Below are 20,000 nucleotides of genomic sequence, written 5' to 3'. Positions count from 1 at the left end.
TACCGGAGACAAGAGGAGGCCTTTTCATGCGTGTCATGTCGGCTAAAGAGTTCAAAATAAATCGTGATGTGGAGCAGGGGACGCCCGAGCAGAATGAGGCGGTCCGATCCATAATAGCGCAGGTGAAACAAGATGGAGACGCGGCGTTGGCCCGGTTCTCCGAACAGTTCGACCGGGTTAAAGTAGAAGCTGGTCAGCTGCGGGTAACGGAGGAAGAAGTGCAGGCCGCTTACGGCAGGGTGGAGCCAGAGTTTCTGACTGCCTTGCGTGAGGCTGCTGGCAATATTCGCCTGTTTCACGAGAAACAGAGGCGCCAGTCCTGGATGGACCTGCAGCCGGACGGAACGGTGCTGGGCCAGATTATCCGCCCGCTGAAGCGGGTTGGGGTCTACGTTCCCGGCGGAAAGGCGGCGTACCCGTCCTCGGTGCTGATGAATGTGATTCCGGCACAGGTTGCAGGCGTGCCGGAGATAGTGATGGTGACGCCTCCTGCTACCGGCGGAACCGCGGGCATTGACCCGTATATCCTTGTCGCTGCGGCGGAAGCCGGCGTCAAGGAGATCTACCGGGTGGGCGGGGCGCAGGCCATCGCCGCCCTCGCTTACGGCACGGCGTCGATTCCGCGCGTCGACAAGATCTTTGGCCCCGGCAACATCTATGTTGCCCTGGCCAAGAGGCACGTGTACGGCGTAGTCGACATCGATTCCTTCGCCGGCCCGAGCGAGATCGCCATCTTGGCCGACGAGTCGGCCGACCCGGCATACGCCGCGGCCGACATCCTTTCGCAGGCGGAACATGACGAGATGGCCTCCGCCATTCTCGTCACGCCGTCGGCCAAGTTGGCGGAGGCCGTCGCTCTCGAAGTCGAGCGACAGCTGAAGCTTCTGCCGCGCCGGGATATCGCGCGGCAGTCGATCGATAACTACGGCGCCGTGCTGATCGTGGACACGATCGAAGACGGCGTCAGCCTGATCAACCAGATGGCTCCGGAGCATCTGGAACTGATGACGGCCGAGCCGATGAGCCTGCTCGGCAAGATCGAGAACGCCGGCGCCATCTTCCTCGGCGCGTACAGTTCGGAGCCGGTCGGGGATTATTTTGCAGGGCCGAATCACATTATCCCGACCAACGGCACGGCGCGGTTCTCCTCGCCGGTCAACGTGGATGATTTCATGAAAAAATCCAGCATGATTTACTATAGCAAAGAGGCTTTGCTCGAGAACGGGCACAAGATTATGACATTAGCGCGGCACGAAGGCTTGGAGGCACATGCCAGAGCCATTGAGATCCGATTGCAGAAAGAAGGGAAACTGTAAATGGCAGAGCAGGAAAACGGACGGATATCGAGCATAGCCCGGAAGACGAACGAGACGGACATTCAATTGTCGTTCGGTGTCGACGGGACGGGGAAAGCGGAGATTGAAACGGATGTGCCGTTTTTGAACCACATGCTGGATCTGTTTACGAAACACGGACAATTCGACCTGAAAGTCGAGGCCAAAGGCGATGTAGACATCGATGACCACCATACGGTGGAGGATATCGGCATTTGTCTCGGCCAGACGCTTCGCGAAGCGTTAGGGGATAAGAAAGGCATCAAGCGCTACGCGAGTGTGTTTGTGCCTATGGACGAGGCGTTGGCTCAAGTAGTGATCGATATTTCCAACCGGCCGCATTTTGAATACAGAGCCCAATACCCTTCCCAGCAAGTAGGCAGTTTCTCTACGGAACTGGTTCATGAGTTTCTGTGGAAGCTGGCGCTGGAGGCCCGCATTACGCTGCACGTGATCGTACATTACGGACAAAATACCCACCATATGATCGAAGCGGTATTCAAGGCGCTTGGACGCGCTTTGGACGAGGCAACGAGCATCGATCCGCGGGTGCAAGGAGTGCCTTCGACGAAAGGAGTGCTGTAATGATCGCCATTATCGATTACGGCATGGGCAATCTGCATAGCGTTAGCAAAGCCGTGGAGAGGCTCGGGTTTGAGGCGCTGGTTACTTCCGACGAAAAGGAAATTCTGGCGGCGGACGGAGCTATTTTGCCCGGTGTGGGGGCTTTTGGCGATGCGATGGAAAATTTGAGGGTAACCGGCCTGGAAGAGACAGTACGCAAATATGCCGCATCCGGAAAGCCTCTGCTCGGCATCTGCCTGGGCATGCAGCTTCTGTTCGACCGCAGCGAAGAATACGGGGATCATAGGGGGCTGGGACTGCTTCCCGGCAGCGTTGTCCGCTTCCAAGGCAGCTACAAGGTACCGCATATGGGGTGGAACCGGCTGGAAGCGAAGAGAGGCTCGGCATTGCTTGAAGGGACCGGCAACGGCCACGTTTATTTTGTCCATTCCTATCATGTCCTTCCGGACCGGGAGGAAGATTTGCTGGCCGTGACGGATTACCATCAGCCGGTGTCAGCCGTGGTAGGAAGGGATAATGTGTACGGAATGCAGTTTCATCCGGAAAAAAGCGGCGAAGCAGGCATGCGTCTGCTGCGGAATTTCTTAGAGCTGGCTGAATCCACAGCAGCGGTATAAAGGGGAGCGAGAAGGCATGTCATCATTCATCATCTATCCGGCAATCGATATCCGGGGCGGGAAATGCGTCCGCCTAGTGCAAGGCGATTATAATCAGGAAACAGTCTATAACGAGAATCCGGGAGCGGCTGCCAGAGCATGGGAAGAGCAAGGCGCTTCCTGGATCCATCTGGTCGATCTGGACGGGGCTAAAGCCGGGCATCCGGTGAACGACGAGCTGATCGGTGAAATCGCGCGCAGCGTCAGCGTACCTGTGCAGATGGGCGGAGGCCTGCGGACGGAGGCAGATGTGGAGCGGCTGCTGACATTAGGCGTTTCCAGAGTTATTCTGGGTACGGCTGCCATTGAAGATAAGGCGTTTGTCCGTAAAGTGCTGCAGGAATACGGTGAACGCATCGCCATCGGGTTGGATGCCCGTGACGGCTATGTAGCTACCCGCGGCTGGCTTGAGACTTCGGAAGTAAAGGCTGAGGATCTGGCAGTAGAATTAGCCGGGTATGGAGCCAAAACCTTCATCTTCACCGACATTTCCCGAGACGGCATGATGGGCGGACCGAACGTGGAAGCGATTGTGTCTTTGGCGAAGGTATCCGGTCAAACGGTCATTGCTTCGGGCGGCGTAAGCCGGTTTGGCGACTTGGAGCGGCTTGCGGGGCACCGGGAGGAAGGCGTTGGCGGAGCGATCGTCGGCAAAGCGCTGTATACCGGCAGCATCGAGCTGTCCCAAGCGGTACGTGAACTGGAACGGAGGTAAACGGTATGCTGGCCAAGAGAATCATTCCTTGCCTCGACGTCAAAGACGGCCGGGTAGTCAAGGGAGTCAACTTCGTGAACCTGCGTGACGCCGGGGATCCGGTGGAACTGGCCTCTTTGTATGACAGGGAAGGCGCGGATGAACTTGTATTTCTCGATATCTCGGCTTCCGTTGAGGGCAGGGCCACGATGATCGAAGTCGTGAAACGCACAGCCGGCGAGATTACGATTCCCTTTACGGTGGGCGGCGGGATTTCCCAAGTGGAAGATATGAAGCGGATTCTCCGGGCGGGAGCGGATAAGATCGGGATCAACACCGCAGCTTTGAGCAACCCGGACCTGGTAAAGGACGGCGCGCGCAAATTCGGCTCCCAATGCATTGTGGTGGCGATTGACGCCAAGTACAACGACGCTTGGGGCGAGTGGGAAGTGTACACGCATGGCGGCCGCAATGCTACGGGTATCAAAGCGCTCGAATGGGCCAAAGAAGCGGAGAAGCTAGGTGCGGGCGAAATCCTGCTGACCAGTATGGATGCCGACGGAACCAAAGACGGATTCGACGTAAAGCTTACCCGGGCTGTTTCCGATTTGCTTACAATTCCGGTCATCGCTTCCGGCGGTGCAGGCAGAGTGGAACACTTCGAACAGATTTTCACCCAAGGGCACGCTGATGCGGGGCTTGCGGCAACGATTTTTCATTATAAAGAAATAGCGATTCAGGAAGTGAAGGAAGATCTGCGCAGAAAGGGAGTGGAAGTGCGATGACGAACGAAGCGGCTAACCCGGATTTACAGATCAAGTGGGATGCTCACGGTCTGATCCCTGCCATCGTGCAGGACGCGGCCAGCAAAGAAGTGCTGATGCTTGCCTATATGAACGAGGAGTCCTTAAAGCTTAGCATAGAGAGCGGTGAAACCTGGTTCTGGAGCAGATCGCGCCGGGAGTTGTGGCATAAAGGCGCAACTAGCGGGCACACACAGCGTATCCAGTCGCTCCGCTACGATTGCGATGCAGATACGCTGCTGGTGCTTGTGGAGCAGCAAGGAGCTGCATGCCATACCGGCAAATATACCTGCTTCCATAACGAGATCCCCATACATGACGGAAAGCCGGGGGCTGGGTCACTTTCCTCTGAAACCGCAACGGAGCGGTTCGGCATTCTGGCGTCCCTGGAGTCGCTGATTGCGGAGCGGGAAGCGGAACGTCCGGAAGGTGCATACACTACCTACTTGTTTGAGAAGGGTGTAGACAAAATCCTGAAGAAGGTCGGCGAAGAAGCGGCAGAAGTCATTATTGCCGCCAAAAACCGCGACAAAGACGAGCTGCGGTATGAAGCAAGCGATTTGCTTTATCACCTGCTTGTTCTGTTGCGCGAGCAGAAGCTTCCGCTGGACGATGTAATGAAAGAGCTGGGCAACCGCCATCATAAACCGAAAGCAAACAAGGAGTAGTCAAGATGCTGATCGATTACCATACCCACCATGCAAGGTGCGGGCATGCGCAAGGCAGCCTTGAGGAGTACGTAAAGCGCGGCATAGAGATCGGATTACAAGAGCTTGGGCTCTCCGATCACATGCCGCTGCTTCACGTTAACCCTGCGGAGTACCTGCCCGAAATGGCCATGCCGATGGAAGAGCTCCCTTCCTATTTTGAAGAATGCCTGGCGTTGAAAGAGAAGTACAAAGACAGGATCGATATCCGCATCGGCCTGGAAGGGGATTATATAGAGGGGCATGAAGAGAAGATCCGGCGCATTGTGGAAGGCTATCCATGGGATTATGTGATCGGCTCGGTCCATTTTCTGGGGGAGTGGGATATTACTGATTTCCGACAGACGGCCGGTTGGGAGAACAAGGATATCCATAGCGTGTATGAACAATACTATGATGCAGTGAAGAAGGCGGCGGCAACCGGCATGTATGATTACATAGGGCACATAGACGTAATCAAGCGGTTCGGGTATAAGCCGGAACAGGATGTAACCCCATTGGAGAACGATGCTTTGGATGCAGTCAAAAAAGCGGGCCTTGCCATAGAATTAAACGCTTCCGGCCTGCGGACGCCCGTTGCAGAAATGTTCCCAAGCAGGCGTATGCTTGAATATGCTTATCACATAGGAATTCCCGTTACCGTTGGATCTGACGCCCATCAACCAGAGCGGCTCGGCCAGTATTTGGAAGAGGCCCGTACCCTCCTGAAAGAGATTGGATATACTCAGCTGGCTACATTTCGACAAAGACGACGATTTTGTGTCGATTTTTGAATTATTGTAAATTCAATGTATAATAGAGCTGTAAATCAATAAATTCGTAAGTCCTATTTCCCATATATTTTTCGACATGATGCGAATTTTTCAAGGATTTCTTTTCTTACAATCTCTTTAGGAGGGTTTTTAAGTTGAACGACAATAAGATACGTATTTTTTCCGGATCTTCGAATCCGGAACTGGTCGAACGCATTTGCCGGGAACTAGGTCAGCCGGTAGGCAAAATTAAGCTTTCCCGTTTTAAAAGCGGAGAAATTTATGTGCACTATGAAGAGTCCATCCGGAACTGCGACGTGTTCCTGGTGCAGTCCTTCTCGCACCCGATTAACGAAAGCTTTGTAGAGCTGATGGTCATGATCGATGCAGCAAAGAGAGCGTCCGCCAAAACCGTAAATATTGTTGTTCCTTACTATGGCTATGCAAGGCAGGAGCGTAAAGCGGCTCCGCGGGAACCGATTTCCGCGAAGATGGTGGCCGACGTCCTGACAACGGTCGGCGCTACCCGTGTAATTACACTGGATCTGCACGCTCCGGCCATCCAAGGGTTCTTTAACATTCCGGTGGATCATTTGACGGCGCTTGACCTGATCAGCGATTACCTGAAGGCGAAGAATATCCCGAATCCGATTGTCGTGTCTCCTGACGCAGGACGCGCGGCAACGGCGGAGAAGCTGGCCAATTATCTGGATTCTCCTTTTGCGATTATGATTAAGAAGCGCCCTGCCCATAACGAATCCGTCATTACGCACGTTATCGGTGAAGTAGAAGGCCAGACACCGATTATTATCGAAGATTTGATCGACACGGGCAGCACGATTGTAAATGTAGTAGAAGGCTTGAAGGAAAGAGGAGCCAATGACGTGTATGTGTGCGCAACTCATGCCGTCTTCTCGGGCCCGGCGATTCAGCGCTTGGACCATCCGAACATCAAGGAAGTCGTCGTAACCGACTCCATCGCGCTGCCGCGTGACAGTTCGGACCGCTTTAAAGTCATTTCCATCGCTCACCTGCTGGCGGATGCCATCCAAATCATTCTTCAAGGCGGATCTATCAGCACGCTGTTCAAGAATAACGGCGGACTATAAGCTCCGAACCTCATGACAGGTGCCCTCCGGGCACCTGTATTCGCGTTTAAGGGGTTCGTTTCACAAGTCAAAAACTTAGGTAAACGGTAAGAACTATGATATACTTTGGCTTATGGACCAACTCAAAATGAAAGCAACCGGAGGTGCCTTATGAATAAAGAAACGAAGCTTGCAGCGAAACCTGCGAAGCCTAAAGTGATTTCCGTGCGTATGGACGCAGCGTTCTTCTTCGAGCGTGCCGTTCAGTCGATGGATCGGTTTCATTACGATAAGGCATTGAAATATTTTCGGCGGGCCGCCGAGTATGAACCGGAGAATCCGGTAAATCACTGCAATATGGCCGGCATCCTGTCCGAACTTGGCAACTATGAAGAGTCGAACCGCATTTTACATAACATATTGGCGGAGATTGATCCTACCATGACGGAATGTTATTTCTACATGGCTAACAATTACGCGAACATGGAACATTTTGAAGCTGCGGAACGCGAACTGATCCGGTATCTGGAACGTGATGAGGAAGGCCAGTATCTCGAGGAAGCCGAAGAGATGATGGAATATTTGAGCTTTGAACTGGAGCGTCCGGCGAAGAAAGCCGTTATTAAGAGCAGGCAGGGACTGAACGAGCATGACCGGGCCCGTGCACTGCTGGAAGAGGGCAAGTTCGGCGAAGCGGTCCGCGTTCTGGAGAAATTGATTGAACAGCACACAGATTTCATGGCAGCCCGCAATAACCTTGCGCTGGCCTATTATTATATGGGATATTTCGAAAAGTCCATCGAGGCGATCCATACGGTATTGGAGATGGAGCCGGGCAATCTGCATGCCCTCTGCAATCTGGCTATTTTCTATCAGCATATGGATAGAAAAGATGAATTGGCTGAGCTGACCTACCTGCTCAAAAAAACCTATCCGTTCCATCAGGAGCATGTGTTTAAGCTTGCTACAACGATGGGGATTCTAGGAGAACATGAGACGGCTTACCGCCATTTCCGCCGCTTGCTGAAGGACGGCGAGGCTTATGGGGACCCGAGCCTGCACCATTACACAGCCGTTGCAGCTTGTAATATCGGCCGCTACGATGATGCTGCAAGGCATTGGCTGCAGACCCAGAAGCTTGATCCGCAATCGGAGATTCCCCGGTTCTTCATGAGCCAGCTTCAGAAGATCCGGCTGGAAGAGACGAAATGTCCGCTGAATTATCACTACCATCTTCCGTTTGAGGAACAGTTTCAGCTGCTGGAGCGTTCCAAAGACGGCATTCCGGATCACATGAAGCGGGATCCCCTCGTCCGTTCGTCCTTCTTTTGGGCGTTGAGGCACGGGGATCATGAAACGAAGCTTCAGGTCATTCAGGCGCTGGGCATGCTGGCCGATGGAGAGGTGAAAGACGCCTTGCGCGCTTTCATCCTGGAACCTGACGAAGATGAGTATTTGAAGAAGGTGGCCATTTTCGTTCTTCGTACCATTGGCATGAAAGAGCCGATTCATGCCCATTTGGAAGGGAAACCGACCGTGGTCCATGCGATGACGCTCTCGCCCAACCTTCCCGTGTGGGAGGAGCAGTGGCAATCCGTGATGGAAATGGCGCTCAGCAAGATGGATAAGCGGTACGATATGGTACAGCAGCACGATCTTCAGACTTTATGGGTAGAATATTTATCGCGGGTTTACCCGAATGTGCCGAAAGTGGGTAAGAAAGAAGGGTGGGCCGCTGCGCTGGAATATTTAACGGCAAAGATGCATCGCCGGACCATTTCCTACCATGAAGTAGCCACGATTTACGGCGCATCGATAACCACAATCAGCAAGTATGTGAAGCTGATGGACGAAGCTTGCGGTATCCGCGAGAAGATGGAGGCCATCTTCAGGAAGTTTAATGAAAAGCTTTGATTCTCAGCATTCTAACATAGAGCAAATTATCTATAGGAGGCAATTTCTATGCACAAATCGATTATTATCGGTACCGGCCCGGCCGGACTAACGGCAGCTATTTATCTCGCGCGCGCGAACATGAACCCTTTGATTATCGAAGGGCCTGAGCCGGGCGGTCAGCTTACGACGACTACTGATGTTGAAAATTTCCCGGGCTTTCCTGACGGTATTATGGGGCCGGAACTGATGGCTAACATGCGCAAGCAGGCCGAGCGCTTCGGTGCGGAATTCCGCACTGGCTGGGTAAATAAAGCAGATCTGTCCCAGCGTCCGTTTAAGCTCCAAGTGGAAGGAATGGGTGAATTGGTTGCCGAATCGATCATCATTTCCACAGGAGCTTCCGCTAAGTATTTGGGTATTGAGAACGAACGCGAAAATGTAGGCCGCGGAGTGAGCACCTGTGCCACATGCGACGGGTTTTTCTTCCGCAACAAGAAGATCATCGTTGTAGGCGGCGGAGATTCCGCTATGGAGGAAGCCAATTTCCTTACAAAGTTTGCCTCCAATGTACGTCTTGTTCACCGCCGAGAGGAATTGCGGGCTTCCAAGATCATGCAGGACCGCGCACGCGAGAATGAGAAAATTTCATGGAGCCTTAACAATATTCCGCTTGAAGTCATCGCGGGTGAGAAAGGCGTTACCGGCCTGAAAGTCCGTAACAATGCAACGGGCGAAGAAGAAATTCTGGAAACAGACGGTATTTTCGTAGCGATCGGCCATACCCCGAATACGAAATTCTTAGAGGGCCAGATCGAAACCGATGAGGTCGGCTACATCAAGGTAAAGCCGGGCACAACCGAGACTAACATACCGGGCGTTTTCGCCTGCGGCGACGTTCAGGATAATAAGTACCGCCAGGCTATTACGGCTGCAGGGTCGGGTTGCATGGCCGCACTGGATTGCGAAAAGTTTTTGGATGGCCATATCGTACATGACTGGAGCGTATCGCTCTAAAACAAGGTGGGAAGGCGCCAGCCGCGGCAAGCGGGTGGCGCCTTCTTTGGCTTCGTGATGCCTGCGCCCGGAATGCCTTGACCTTCCACAGGGGTTAGCTTATAGTGGGTACAGAATAATTATTTTAAACATAAATATGAGGTGACTTGTAGGATGTCAGAAAAAATTTACATTGGTGCGGACATCGGGGGAACGGCAATTAAAGTGGGCATTTGCGATGAGAACGGCAAATTGCTTCAAACATTTGAAGGGCCGACCGGCACGGAGCAGGGCCAGGATGCGATCATGAACAATATCGCAGCTTATGTCCGCCAAATTGTAGAAGACTCCCCGTTTACATGGGAACAAGTCGAAGGCGTGGGCATCGGCATCGCGGGCTTCATGGATATTCCAAGTGGTTTCATGAAATCCTCTCCGAACCTTCCGCTTCGCAATGTGCCTATTAAGCAGATCCTGGAAGAGAAGCTGGGCAAAGTCGTCAGAATCAATAACGACGCCAATGTTGCGGCACTGGGAGAAGCTTGGAGCGGTGCGGGCGCTGGCATTCCTAACATTGTCTGCTACACGCTGGGAACGGGCGTAGGCGGCGGCATCATCATCAATAGCAGAATATATGAAGGCTTTAACGGCATGGGCGGGGAACTCGGACACATGTCGATCGTTCCTGATTTGGAAGCAATCCAATGCGGCTGCGGTAAAATGGGCTGCCTGGAAACCGTTTCTTCCGCAACGGGCATCGTGCGAATGGCCAAAGACGCGGTTGAACGGGGAGACCGTACCTCCCTGTCCCACATCGAAGTGTTGACGGCCAAGGACGTTTTCGATGCGGCGAAGGCCGGCGATGAAGTGGCCGCGCGCATTATCAGCCGCGCAGCTTTCTATTTGGGTAAATCCATGGCTGCAATCGCCGTTGTGGTGAATCCGCAGCGTTTCATTATTGGAGGCGGCTTGTCCAAAGCGGGAGAATTCCTGTTTGAACAAATCCGTGAAGTGTTCCATAAGTTTACTCCTGAAACAGCACAAGAAGGCGTGGAAATCGTGCCGGCTATCCTTGGCAACGATGCCGGGATCGTGGGTGCTGCAGGACTTAATCTGCGCTCCTAAGAGAATTTGGAAACTTGGCTTTAGCTAGTAAAGGAGGATTCAACGTGGAAGATTCCATTGCATTAGGAAAGCTGGTCATCATTACGGGAATGTCGGGGGCCGGGAAAACCATTGCGGTTCAAAGCTTAGAGGACCTGGGTTATTTCTGCGTAGATAATTTACCGCCGGTGTTAATCCCGAAGTTTGCCGAGCTGATTGAACAGTCCAAAGGCAAGATCGGGAAGGTCGCGCTTGTGATCGACTTGCGCGGACGGGAATTTTTCACGGCGTTATCCGAATCCCTTAAGTATTTAAAAGAAAACCGTACGCTGAACTACGAGATCCTGTTTCTGGATGCTACGGATTCGGTTCTGGTGCAGCGCTATAAGGAAAGCCGCCGGCTTCATCCTTTGGCTACGGGAGGCCTGCCGCTGGACGGCATTCATGCGGAACGCAGGCTCTTGGAAGAGCTTAAAGGCGTAGCAACCCAAATTATCGATACCAGCAGTTTGAAGCCGGTACAGTTGAAAGAGAAGATCGCTTCGCGGTTTAACAGCTCCGATAAACGCGGGCTCTCGGTCAACATTACGTCGTTCGGCTTCAAATACGGAGTTCCGATCGATGCCGACCTGATCTTTGACGTCCGCTTTCTGCCGAACCCGCATTATATCGATACGCTGCGCCCGAATACCGGTATGGATCAAGACGTGTATGATTATGTAATGAAATGGCCGGAAACAAACCAGTTTCTGACCAAACTGCTCGACATGCTCCATTTCCTCATCCCTCAATATGAGAAAGAAGGCAAGAGCCAGGTCGTGGTCGGGATCGGCTGTACGGGAGGAAAACACCGTTCGGTTGCGATCGCCGAGTTTCTGGGGAAAACGCTGGGAGCGAGTGAAACCGAAAATATCCGGGTCAGCCATAGAGATTATGAGCGGGATCGGCACTAAGAAGGTGAAGGCATGAGCAAGGACCGCAGAGGGCAGCGCCTCCCCAAGATCGTTGTGATCGGCGGCGGCACGGGGTTGTCCGTTATGCTGCGCGGGCTGAAGGAGATGCCGCTCGACATAACGGCGATCGTTACTGTAGCCGATGACGGCGGCAGCTCCGGCATTCTGCGATCCGAGATGCAGATGCCGCCGCCCGGCGATATCCGCAGCGTTATCGCTGCGCTGGCCGATGTAGAACCGCTGCTGTCGGAGCTGCTGCAGTACCGCTTCACAAGCGGTGCTGGATTAGCTGGGCACAGTTTGGGCAATTTAATTCTGGCGGCGATGACGGATATTTCCGGAGACTTTGTCACCGGTATCCGGGAGCTCAGCCAGGTGTTGGCAGTACGGGGGCAGGTCCTTCCGGCTTCGGGCCAGGCGATTGTGCTGAGAGCTGAGATGGAAGACGGGACGGTCGTCATCGGTGAATCGAATATCCCCAAAGCCGGCAAACGGATCAAAAAAGTATTTATCGAGCCTGAGAACGTCCAGCCGCTGCCTGAGGCGCTGAAAGCCCTGGAAGAGGCCGACGCCATTCTGGCAGGACCGGGGAGCTTGTATACCAGCATTTTGCCCAATCTGCTGGTGCCGAAGCTGGCGGAGGCGATCCTCAAGTCGGAGGCTGTCAAGATTTTCGTCTGCAATGTCATGACTCAGCCCGGCGAAACAGATAACTACTCCGTGAGCGACCATCTTACCGCCGTGCATCAACATGTAGGCCATCATCTGTTTGATTATGTCATTGTCAACAACGGTGAAATTCCGCCCCAAGTTCAGAGTAAGTATGCCGAACAGGGCTCCAAAGCCGTGCATCTGGACATCGACGAGGTGACCAAGCGCGGGTATAAAGTCATAGCCGACCGGCTGGTGCTGTTCCGCACCTATTTGCGGCATGACGCGAAACGGTTAAGCGAACATATCTATCAATTAGTGGACAGCTGGATGGGTAGGAAGAGGTGATCCCCTATGTCCTTTGCGGCACAAACCAAGAAAGAATTAACTATGATCGAAGCAGACAGCTGCTGTGAGAAAGCGGAGCTTTCCGCTCTGATCCGCATGAACGGGTCCGTTCAGGTGTCCAGCCAGAAGGTGATTCTGGATGTCTCGACGGAGAACGCGGCGATTGCGAGGCGCATTTATTCTTTGATCAAGAAACTGTATCAGATGCATACCGAGCTGCTGGTCCGCAAAAAAATGCGGCTGAAGAAGAACAACGTGTACATCGTCCGTATACCGGGACGGGTTCAGGAACTTCTAGCCGATTTATATATCGTATCTGAGGGATTCCTGTTTACGGATGGGATTGACGAGAAGATTGTGAAGGACAGCTGCTGCAAGCGCGCTTATTTGCGGGGCGCATTCCTGGCGGGGGGTTCAGTGAATAATCCTGAGGGATCTTCTTACCACCTTGAGATTTCTTCAATGTACGAAGAGCATTGCAATGCTCTTGCGGATCTTGCGAACCGGTTCGATTTGAACGCACGCTGTATCGAGCGGAAGAAAGGGTTTGTCTTCTACATCAAAGAAGGCGAGAAGATCATCGAACTGCTGAATATTATCGGGGCTCATCAGGCGCTCTTCAAATTCGAGGATGTCCGCATCATGCGCGACATGCGTAATTCCGTGAACCGTATCGTGAATTGCGAGACGGCCAACTTGAATAAGACGATCGGAGCTGCTGTCCGCCAAATCGATAATATCAAGCTTCTGCAGAAGGAAATAGGCCTGGAAAGCTTGCCCGACAAGCTGCGCGAAGTTGCCGAAATCCGCCTCGCGCATCCGGATCTTAACTTGACGGAGGTGGGAGAGATGCTGAAAGGCAAAGTCAGCAAATCCGGGGTAAACCACCGTCTCCGCAAAATCGATGAACTTGCCGAAAAAATCAGAAACGGGTAAAATGAAGATTCGTTGACATTCTCCATTACCTGTTAGACGTTTGTATTGGAAAATGTTATAATGGCAATAAAATGTTTTTTTGAAAATGATTTCGATCACGACGCAAAAAACGTAAAATAGGTATATAGGGGGTTAAAGCTGAATGACGAAGCACCCGGTAGTTGTTAAGCTTAAGACAGGCTTGCATGCGCGTCCTGCAGCATTGTTCGTCCAAGAAGCGAATAAGTTCTCTTCCGAGATTTTCGTGGAGAAAGACGACAAGAAAGTAAATGCGAAAAGTATTATGGGGATCATGAGTCTTGCGATCAGCTCCGGCACCGAAGTATACATCAGTGCGGAAGGCCCTGACGCTGAGCAGGCTGTAAACGCTTTAGTCACATTGGTCAGCAAGGAAGAACTAGAGAACCAATAAGAGCGGAAGAGAAGCTTCGTTGGAGGCTTTTCTTTTTTTTGTGCATCAAGATCATGTGGTTTTGGGATAAAAATGGCCGATTTGTGCAACCTTTCCATCATCGAAGCGTCTAATTGTAGGACTACCGAAGGAAAGGGGTTCAGGAAAATGGATCTAAAATCCAGAAACAAACTTGTTGTAGGCGTATTGGCAGGGACTTTGGTGCTGCTTAGTTTCACGGCGGGCAACTCTGTTACGTGGAAAACGGCTCCCACTGTCCATGCAGAAGGGGTGACTCAGCCTGTGAATCACACGATTACAGTAAGCGGGCAAGGCGAAGTGAAGGCGGAACCGGATGTCGCTTATGTTTCAGTTGGTGTCGAGACCCGGGGGAAAACCGCTGCGGAAGCACAGAAAGCCAATGCTGCCTCCTTTGCCAAGGTCAAGAAAGTGTTGTTTGAACAGTATAAACTGGCAGCTGCCGATGTAAAGACAAGCGGCTTCCAGGTACAGCCCGAGTACGATTACACCCAGAACAAACAGAAACTTATCGGTTATGTCGCAACCCATACACTCGAGGTTACTTACCGGAAGTTGGACGAACTGGGCGCCTTGCTGGACGGAGTGTCCGCTGCAGGTGCGAACCGTGTCAACCAGATTCAATTCTCTACGGAGAAGAAAGAGGCCTATGAGCTTCAGGCGCTTGAGAAGGCGATGGTCAATGCCGAGGCAAAAGCGAAGGTGCTGGCAAAGTCGGCAAAGAGAGAACTGAAAGGTGTTTCAAGCATCGTTCAGACAGGGAATCAGCCTGTTCCCTACTTCGTGAATAATCAGGCAATGGCAGATACTGCAAGCGAATCAGCCGGAGGCACGTCCATTGAAAGAGGCCAAATTACAATCACGACCAACGTAAGTGTGCAATATGATTTTTAGAATGGGTACAGCAGCACCTGCAACATTGGAATAGCTGGCAACACCATGGGGAGAAGGAAACATAAGAAATGGCAGTCCGTAAATTTATTACAGCCGTCCTGGCTGCGGCTTTGCTCCTAACCGTGCTTCCGGCTGGAGCCCGGGCGGTATCAACTTCAAGTTCCATCCTAGTGCTGTATCTTAACAAGAAACAGGCGATGGTGAATAACAGCTCCGTACAGCTGGATGCTCCGGCAACGGTCGTAAAGGGAAGGACTTATGTACCGTTACGATTTCTGCAGGAATCGTTCGGCTTTCAGATGACGATGAAGAACGGCAGAATCAGTATTGTCACCAAGACAGCGACGCTGCTCATTGACACCAAGAAGAAGGCAGCTTACGCAAACGGTTATTATGTTCCTTATAGTCAGGCTGTAGCTGTGAAGAACGGCCGAACCCTGATTCAGTTGAAGTGGGTTGCCGACTACATGGGGGCCCGTTACGAATACCATCCGGGTTCCGGCCGTATTGAAATTTACTATGTGAAACAGAGCAATGGAGTCTATGAAGGCGACGGATCGAGTCCGGTTGCCAAGTTCACTTTCGGCAAAGAGGCATACAGGGTCGGGGAGCCGGTTAAATATGTGGACTTGAGTTATGATCCCGATGCAGAGGGCATTTATTACCGAAAGTGGTCCGGCAAACAGAGTGCCTTCTTTCAGCCCGGCCAATATACGGTTTCCCTCCAGGTTACTGATTCCAAGGGGCATGTAAGCGAAGTGTACGATCGTACATTGACCATTGTGAATGAGCCATTCTTAACGGAGCAGGCGTATCCTATCTACACTCAAGCCGCAGGGACTGAGGTCAAAGGCGGTCGCAGCTTTCTATCGGGACTGCCGCAGCTTGATAAATCGGTTTCGGATGATACCAGAAGGCCGCTGCTTGTCAGCGACAGCCCGGAATTAATTATGGAGCCCGGCATTCTTTATGAAGACCAGGTCAACGGCAGAGCCAGACTGTATGCTAACCATCAGAACGGGATGACTAGAAAAGTGCAGTTTGCCATTGCAGTCACGAATCATTCAGGTTCACCTGTCACAGTGACTACGACAAATAAAGGGGAAGTATACCCTTCTAAATATGCAAATCTCGCCGGCCATCAAGCTTCTGTCGAATTTTTGATGCAAGATTCACTTAATAAGAAAATGACCGTTCCTGCAGGGGAAACGCTTGTATATGTCATGATGCCCGATTTCTTTCCGGCTTCCGGCATCAATGCTTTCTACGATGTGGAAACAACCGGTCCCGTTACCTTCAGTTTTGTGGCGATGGACTCCGGTGCACCGATTGAGACACTTAGGAATATGAACCGCTTGGCTAAAGGAATACATAACCGCGGAACGTTCGGGTATTCCACAACGGAATGGGAAGTGCAAGAGGGAGCGATCGACAAGCCGTCCCGTATCATCGTGGGAGACGGTATAACGGACCCTTTCGGTCAAGGCTATGATGCGATGGATTCCAGTCCGTCGGTGAACAAAGGGAATTATGGCGTTCTAAAGAAGCTCCGAATCGTCAATCCGCCGAAAATGGCCGTGCTGGTCATGGCGCGCGGAGGCACATTTAAAGGGCCTTTTAAAATCAACGGTGATTTTGTGATGGTTCGGGACAACGGTGTACTAACGTACTTGGACGGGCCTTATATTATTGCAAAAACGACAGGAAGAGAACCTGTGTTGGACATTGAATTCACCCCGCCGGCGGGCTCGTCATTCCCGATCGATCTGATCTTTTACCCGCTGGGAGATTAACAGACTAAAGGAGAGAACACAATTGAAATTATGGCAACGTATAGGAACGGTATCCGTCATTGCTACTTTGCTGGCAGGAGGTTTGCCGCAGCCGCAGGCTGAAGCTGTATCGACAACTTCCAAGCTCATTTATCTGTATGTGGACAGCAAAGAAGCTTATGTAAACGGACAAAAATTTCTGCTCGATGCTCCGGCAACAGTAATGAAAGGTACAACTTATGTTCCGATTAAGTTTCTGGGCGACCAGCTTGGCTTTAAAGTAACCTACAATACAGCCAAGAAAATGACGGAAATTCTAGCAGGCAGCACGGTAGTGCAGCTTGATTTTGCCCGGAAAGTAGCTTATGAGAACGGCATGCCGGTCCCTTTGGATACGGTCGCTACGATAGACAAAAATCAGCGCACGCTGCTGCGGGTGAAGCAGATGGCCCGCTATTTAAAGATTAAAGAACCGGCCTACAACGCGACTTTAAAGCGTATTGAGCTGTCGTTTGTGCCTCCTACGGAAGGCCTGTATGATCCGGACAAGAAGAATTCACGCCCTGTGGCGAAATTTACGTTTGGAAAATCGGTATACCGGAAGGGAGAGCCGATTGAGTACGTAGACCTGAGCTACGATTCCGACGGCGATCCGATCAGTTTTTACACTTGGACCGGTAAGAAAGAAGCGTTCTTCGAAGCGGGTACTTACCAGGTCACATTAAAGGTGACTGATCGTACCGGACTTGTGAGCAACGATTATACACGCAGCATCACTATTTCCGATGAAACTTACTTGACACCTGAGCAATTCGCGCTCCAGATGCGCAAGCCGGGCAGTTATATTGCGGATGAGGAATTTCCGGAACTGTTCGCTTCGCTGAGAAAAGCGGAATATGCGCAAAAAACGGTGGAGAATGACAACACCCGGCCATTACTGTTCAGCGACAGTCCGGAAACTTATACGCAAAAAGGCATCCTGTACCAGGATCAGATCAACGGCAATGCCCGGCTTTATGCACATCACATTAACGGAATGAGTGAGCGGACGAAGTTCGCCATTTACTTAACAAACAATTCCGATCAGGAAGTACAACTGAAAACCACAAATAAAGGGGAAGCGTACCCTTCTTCTAATCCGGCTCTAGTCGGACATGTAGCTGCGATGGATTTCCTGCTGCACGATCCGCTGGATGAACAGATTACCGTAGCTCCGGGAGAGACACTGTTATACAAGGAACTTCCAACGTTCTTTCCGCAAATGGGGATGAACTCCATTTATGACGTAGAGACGACCGGACCTTTAACGGCTACTTTTGCTGCTGTCGATCTGACGGCCGGCCCGGAAAGCATTACGAACGGCACTTATCAGCCGTTGAACCGGAGTATTCATGTGCGCGGCACATTCCCATATTCGGACTCCCACTGGTATTTGGACGGTAACACAATGAACGGCGCTACCCGCGTCTCCATTGCTGACGGGACGACGGATCCTTTCGCATCCGGAACGGATGTATTGACCGGAACACCGGCCACCAATAAAGGAAGCTTCGGTGTAGTATACAATCTTCATATTGAAAACCCTAAGAAGATGGCGATCCTGTTTATCGCCCGGGCCGGAGGATATAAAGGTTCGGTGAAAATTAACGGCAAGATTGTACAAGTCCCTCAATCCGGGATTTTAACTCCGTTGGATAAATATATGCTTCTTGAACGGACAAAGGGTACAGAAGGGACCCTGGATATCGAACTGATGCCGCCTGCAGGCTCCAACTTGCCGGTAGACATGGTCTTCTATCCGCTCGATGAAGTAACTCAGCAATAGACTTTGAAGATTCAGGCCAAGGAAGAAACTCCTTGGCCTTTTTTTCTATTTCTATGGTTGATGTTCTATGGCATTAATAGTATATTTAGGGTTGTCTTTGAAACTATGAGGGAGGAGCCTGAACCCTTTGCTTTTTAATTCGTATCCGTTCTTATTTCTGTTTCTGCCGGTATCACTTGTTGTCTACTTCGTAATGAACCGCTTCAATTGGTACAACGGCGCAAGGCTATGGCTTGCGGCCTGTTCTTTGTTTTTCTACAGCTATTGGGATGTCAAGTACCTTCCGCTTATTCTGTGCTCCATACTCTTTAATTTTCTGATCGGAACTACGCTGACCAAGACGGCAGAGAAACCGGACAGCCAGCGTAAATGGATTCTAATTACAGGGATTGTTGTAAACGTATCCCTATTAATCTATTACAAATATGCTGATTTCTTTATTACAAATATCAACACAGTTGCGGGAACGCAGCTTACTTTGCTGAAATTGATTTTGCCGCTGGGCATCAGTTTTTTCACCTTTACCCAAATCGCCTATCTTGTGGATGCCTACCGCAGGCAAGTGAAAGAGTATAATTTTATTAACTATGTACTGTTTGTAACGTTCTATCCGCATTTGATTGCCGGACCCATTCTGCATCACAAAGAGATGATGCCTCAATTCGCTGACCGCGAAAATAAGCGTTTCAATATGAATAATGCATCCTTGGGCATATTTATTTTTGTGCTGGGTTTATGTAAAAAAGTGGTCATTGCCGATAATTTTGCACCAATAGCTACAAACGGTTTCAATCAAGCCGCCTCACTCGGGTTCGTGGAATCTTGGGTCACCTCGCTGGCGTACACCCTGCAGTTGTATTTTGATTTCAGCGGATACTCGGACATGGCGATCGGGATTGCTTTGTTGTTCAATGTAAGGCTGCCAATCAATTTCGATTCGCCGTATAAAGCGCTTAGCATCCAGGATTTCTGGCGCCGTTGGCATATGACGTTAAGCCGCTTTTTAAGGGATTATATCTATATTCCGCTCGGTGGAAACCGGAAGGGCCCGTTCAGGACATATTTCAACCTTGCCGCTACTTTCATAATCGGCGGTATCTGGCACGGCGCAGGCTGGACTTTTATCGTCTGGGGCGTTATGCACGGGGGCGGACAAGTTATTCACCGGCTGTGGGGGAAATTGGGCATACATATGCCGAAATGGCTTGCATGGTTTATTACGTTCCAATTTATTAACGTCACTTGGGTGTTCTTCCGTGCCGAGAATTTGACCCAGGCAATGAACGTTCTGAAAGGAATGGCAGGGCTTCACGGGATGGATTTGCCGAGCTTTTTTGCCACCCGCTTGAATCTGGCCTCCCTGAAATCGTATGGGGTAGAGTTTGCAGCAGTTTCACCGCTGAAACTCGCGATGATCGCACTGTTCGTGTTGGTTTGCGTCCTGTTCAAGAACACCAATCAGTTAAGCGACAACATGAAGCCGAAATGGTCCACCGCGATTGTATTGGCTGCTGTCTTCGTCTATTCGCTCCTGAATTTCAATCAAATCAGCGAATTCCTGTACTTTAATTTTTAGAAT

At 51.3% G+C, this 20,000-nt stretch carries 19 protein-coding genes; all 19 read left to right on the top strand.

The features are described 5' to 3' along the window. Positions 1–26: 26 nt before the first annotated feature. The 19 genes from hisD (at position 27) to ACFSUF_RS16435 (ending at position 19,997) form a co-directional block, all read left to right on the top strand. On the top strand, positions 27–1,316 hold the full coding sequence (hisD, locus tag ACFSUF_RS16525; protein WP_377604428.1) for a histidinol dehydrogenase: 1,290 nt from the start codon (positions 27–29) through the stop codon (positions 1,314–1,316). Then, positions 1,317–1,919, top strand: coding sequence for an imidazoleglycerol-phosphate dehydratase HisB (gene hisB / locus ACFSUF_RS16520; protein WP_377604425.1), 603 nt, complete (start codon positions 1,317–1,319; stop codon positions 1,917–1,919). Then, the gene (hisH, locus tag ACFSUF_RS16515) at positions 1,919–2,536 is read left to right on the top strand and encodes an imidazole glycerol phosphate synthase subunit HisH (protein WP_377604422.1); all 618 of its coding nucleotides are present in this window, start codon (positions 1,919–1,921) and stop codon (positions 2,534–2,536) included. The genes hisB and hisH overlap by 1 nt, the downstream gene beginning before the upstream one ends. A 16-nt stretch (positions 2,537–2,552) precedes the next feature. Further along, entirely contained in the window at positions 2,553–3,290 is a 738-nt protein-coding gene (hisA, locus tag ACFSUF_RS16510; protein ID WP_377604420.1) for a 1-(5-phosphoribosyl)-5-[(5-phosphoribosylamino)methylideneamino]imidazole-4-carboxamide isomerase, read from the top strand. 5 nt (positions 3,291–3,295) lie between these two features. Further along, positions 3,296–4,054 carry an imidazole glycerol phosphate synthase subunit HisF gene (gene hisF / locus ACFSUF_RS16505; RefSeq protein ID WP_377604418.1) on the top strand — a complete coding sequence of 253 codons (759 nt, stop codon included), beginning with the start codon at positions 3,296–3,298 and terminating at the stop codon, positions 4,052–4,054. Then, positions 4,051–4,740, top strand: coding sequence for a bifunctional phosphoribosyl-AMP cyclohydrolase/phosphoribosyl-ATP diphosphatase HisIE (gene hisIE / locus ACFSUF_RS16500; RefSeq protein WP_377604416.1), 690 nt, complete (start codon positions 4,051–4,053; stop codon positions 4,738–4,740). The genes hisF and hisIE overlap by 4 nt, the downstream gene beginning before the upstream one ends. Positions 4,741–4,745: 5 nt before the next feature. Continuing rightward, positions 4,746–5,552 (top strand): histidinol-phosphatase HisJ, encoded by an 807-nt coding sequence (gene hisJ / locus ACFSUF_RS16495; protein WP_377604414.1) that lies wholly within the window; start codon positions 4,746–4,748, stop codon positions 5,550–5,552. Positions 5,553–5,686: 134 nt separating this feature from the next. Continuing rightward, positions 5,687–6,640 carry a ribose-phosphate diphosphokinase gene (locus ACFSUF_RS16490; RefSeq protein ID WP_377604412.1) on the top strand — a complete coding sequence of 318 codons (954 nt, stop codon included), beginning with the start codon at positions 5,687–5,689 and terminating at the stop codon, positions 6,638–6,640. Positions 6,641–6,790: 150 nt separating this feature from the next. Next, positions 6,791–8,533 carry a tetratricopeptide repeat protein gene (locus ACFSUF_RS16485; RefSeq protein ID WP_377604410.1) on the top strand — a complete coding sequence of 581 codons (1,743 nt, stop codon included), beginning with the start codon at positions 6,791–6,793 and terminating at the stop codon, positions 8,531–8,533. 48 nt (positions 8,534–8,581) lie between these two features. Then, positions 8,582–9,529: a thioredoxin-disulfide reductase gene (gene trxB / locus ACFSUF_RS16480; RefSeq protein WP_377604408.1), complete on the top strand. Its 948-nt coding sequence runs from the start codon at positions 8,582–8,584 to the stop codon at positions 9,527–9,529. A gap of 153 nt (positions 9,530–9,682) precedes the next feature. Further along, entirely contained in the window at positions 9,683–10,633 is a 951-nt protein-coding gene (locus ACFSUF_RS16475; protein WP_377604406.1) for an ROK family glucokinase, read from the top strand. Positions 10,634–10,677: 44 nt separating this feature from the next. Next, positions 10,678–11,565 carry an RNase adapter RapZ gene (gene rapZ, locus ACFSUF_RS16470; RefSeq protein WP_377604404.1) on the top strand — a complete coding sequence of 296 codons (888 nt, stop codon included), beginning with the start codon at positions 10,678–10,680 and terminating at the stop codon, positions 11,563–11,565. Between the two features lie 12 nt (positions 11,566–11,577). Next, positions 11,578–12,564 (top strand): gluconeogenesis factor YvcK family protein, encoded by a 987-nt coding sequence (locus ACFSUF_RS16465; RefSeq protein ID WP_377604402.1) that lies wholly within the window; start codon positions 11,578–11,580, stop codon positions 12,562–12,564. 6 nt (positions 12,565–12,570) lie between these two features. Continuing rightward, complete coding sequence (gene whiA / locus ACFSUF_RS16460) at positions 12,571–13,500, top strand: DNA-binding protein WhiA (RefSeq protein WP_377604399.1); 930 nt, start codon at positions 12,571–12,573, stop codon at positions 13,498–13,500. 142 nt (positions 13,501–13,642) lie between these two features. After that, the gene (locus ACFSUF_RS16455) at positions 13,643–13,912 is read left to right on the top strand and encodes an HPr family phosphocarrier protein (protein WP_377604397.1); all 270 of its coding nucleotides are present in this window, start codon (positions 13,643–13,645) and stop codon (positions 13,910–13,912) included. A 147-nt stretch (positions 13,913–14,059) separates the two neighbouring features. Beyond that, complete coding sequence (locus ACFSUF_RS16450) at positions 14,060–14,824, top strand: SIMPL domain-containing protein (RefSeq protein WP_377604395.1); 765 nt, start codon at positions 14,060–14,062, stop codon at positions 14,822–14,824. A 68-nt stretch (positions 14,825–14,892) separates the two neighbouring features. Next, entirely contained in the window at positions 14,893–16,617 is a 1,725-nt protein-coding gene (locus tag ACFSUF_RS16445; protein ID WP_377604393.1) for a stalk domain-containing protein, read from the top strand. A gap of 22 nt (positions 16,618–16,639) precedes the next feature. Then, positions 16,640–18,421 (top strand): stalk domain-containing protein, encoded by a 1,782-nt coding sequence (locus tag ACFSUF_RS16440; RefSeq protein WP_377604391.1) that lies wholly within the window; start codon positions 16,640–16,642, stop codon positions 18,419–18,421. 127 nt (positions 18,422–18,548) lie between these two features. Continuing rightward, a complete protein-coding gene (locus ACFSUF_RS16435) occupies positions 18,549–19,997 on the top strand; it encodes an MBOAT family O-acyltransferase (protein ID WP_377604390.1) in 1,449 nt (482 codons plus the stop codon). Positions 19,998–20,000: the final 3 nt, after the last annotated feature.

This window comes from Paenibacillus gansuensis, assembly GCF_042684925.1.
In the GTDB taxonomy this organism is placed as follows: Bacteria; Bacillota; Bacilli; order Paenibacillales; family DY6; genus Paenibacillus_N; species Paenibacillus_N gansuensis.
This window is presented reverse-complemented; position numbering and strand designations above follow the sequence as displayed.

Coding starts and splice junctions, on each gene's coding strand:
- hisB (WP_377604425.1), top strand. CDS start 1,317: ATGGCAGAGCAGGAAAACGGACGGATATCGAGCATAGCCCGGAAGACG.
- hisIE (WP_377604416.1), top strand. CDS start 4,051: ATGACGAACGAAGCGGCTAACCCGGATTTACAGATCAAGTGGGATGCT.
- ACFSUF_RS16445 (WP_377604393.1), top strand. CDS start 14,893: ATGGCAGTCCGTAAATTTATTACAGCCGTCCTGGCTGCGGCTTTGCTC.
- trxB (WP_377604408.1), top strand. CDS start 8,582: ATGCACAAATCGATTATTATCGGTACCGGCCCGGCCGGACTAACGGCA.
- hisD (WP_377604428.1), top strand. CDS start 27: ATGCGTGTCATGTCGGCTAAAGAGTTCAAAATAAATCGTGATGTGGAG.
- ACFSUF_RS16475 (WP_377604406.1), top strand. CDS start 9,683: ATGTCAGAAAAAATTTACATTGGTGCGGACATCGGGGGAACGGCAATT.
- ACFSUF_RS16455 (WP_377604397.1), top strand. CDS start 13,643: ATGACGAAGCACCCGGTAGTTGTTAAGCTTAAGACAGGCTTGCATGCG.
- hisJ (WP_377604414.1), top strand. CDS start 4,746: ATGCTGATCGATTACCATACCCACCATGCAAGGTGCGGGCATGCGCAA.
- hisH (WP_377604422.1), top strand. CDS start 1,919: ATGATCGCCATTATCGATTACGGCATGGGCAATCTGCATAGCGTTAGC.
- whiA (WP_377604399.1), top strand. CDS start 12,571: ATGTCCTTTGCGGCACAAACCAAGAAAGAATTAACTATGATCGAAGCA.
- ACFSUF_RS16465 (WP_377604402.1), top strand. CDS start 11,578: ATGAGCAAGGACCGCAGAGGGCAGCGCCTCCCCAAGATCGTTGTGATC.
- hisA (WP_377604420.1), top strand. CDS start 2,553: ATGTCATCATTCATCATCTATCCGGCAATCGATATCCGGGGCGGGAAA.
- hisF (WP_377604418.1), top strand. CDS start 3,296: ATGCTGGCCAAGAGAATCATTCCTTGCCTCGACGTCAAAGACGGCCGG.
- ACFSUF_RS16485 (WP_377604410.1), top strand. CDS start 6,791: ATGAATAAAGAAACGAAGCTTGCAGCGAAACCTGCGAAGCCTAAAGTG.
- ACFSUF_RS16450 (WP_377604395.1), top strand. CDS start 14,060: ATGGATCTAAAATCCAGAAACAAACTTGTTGTAGGCGTATTGGCAGGG.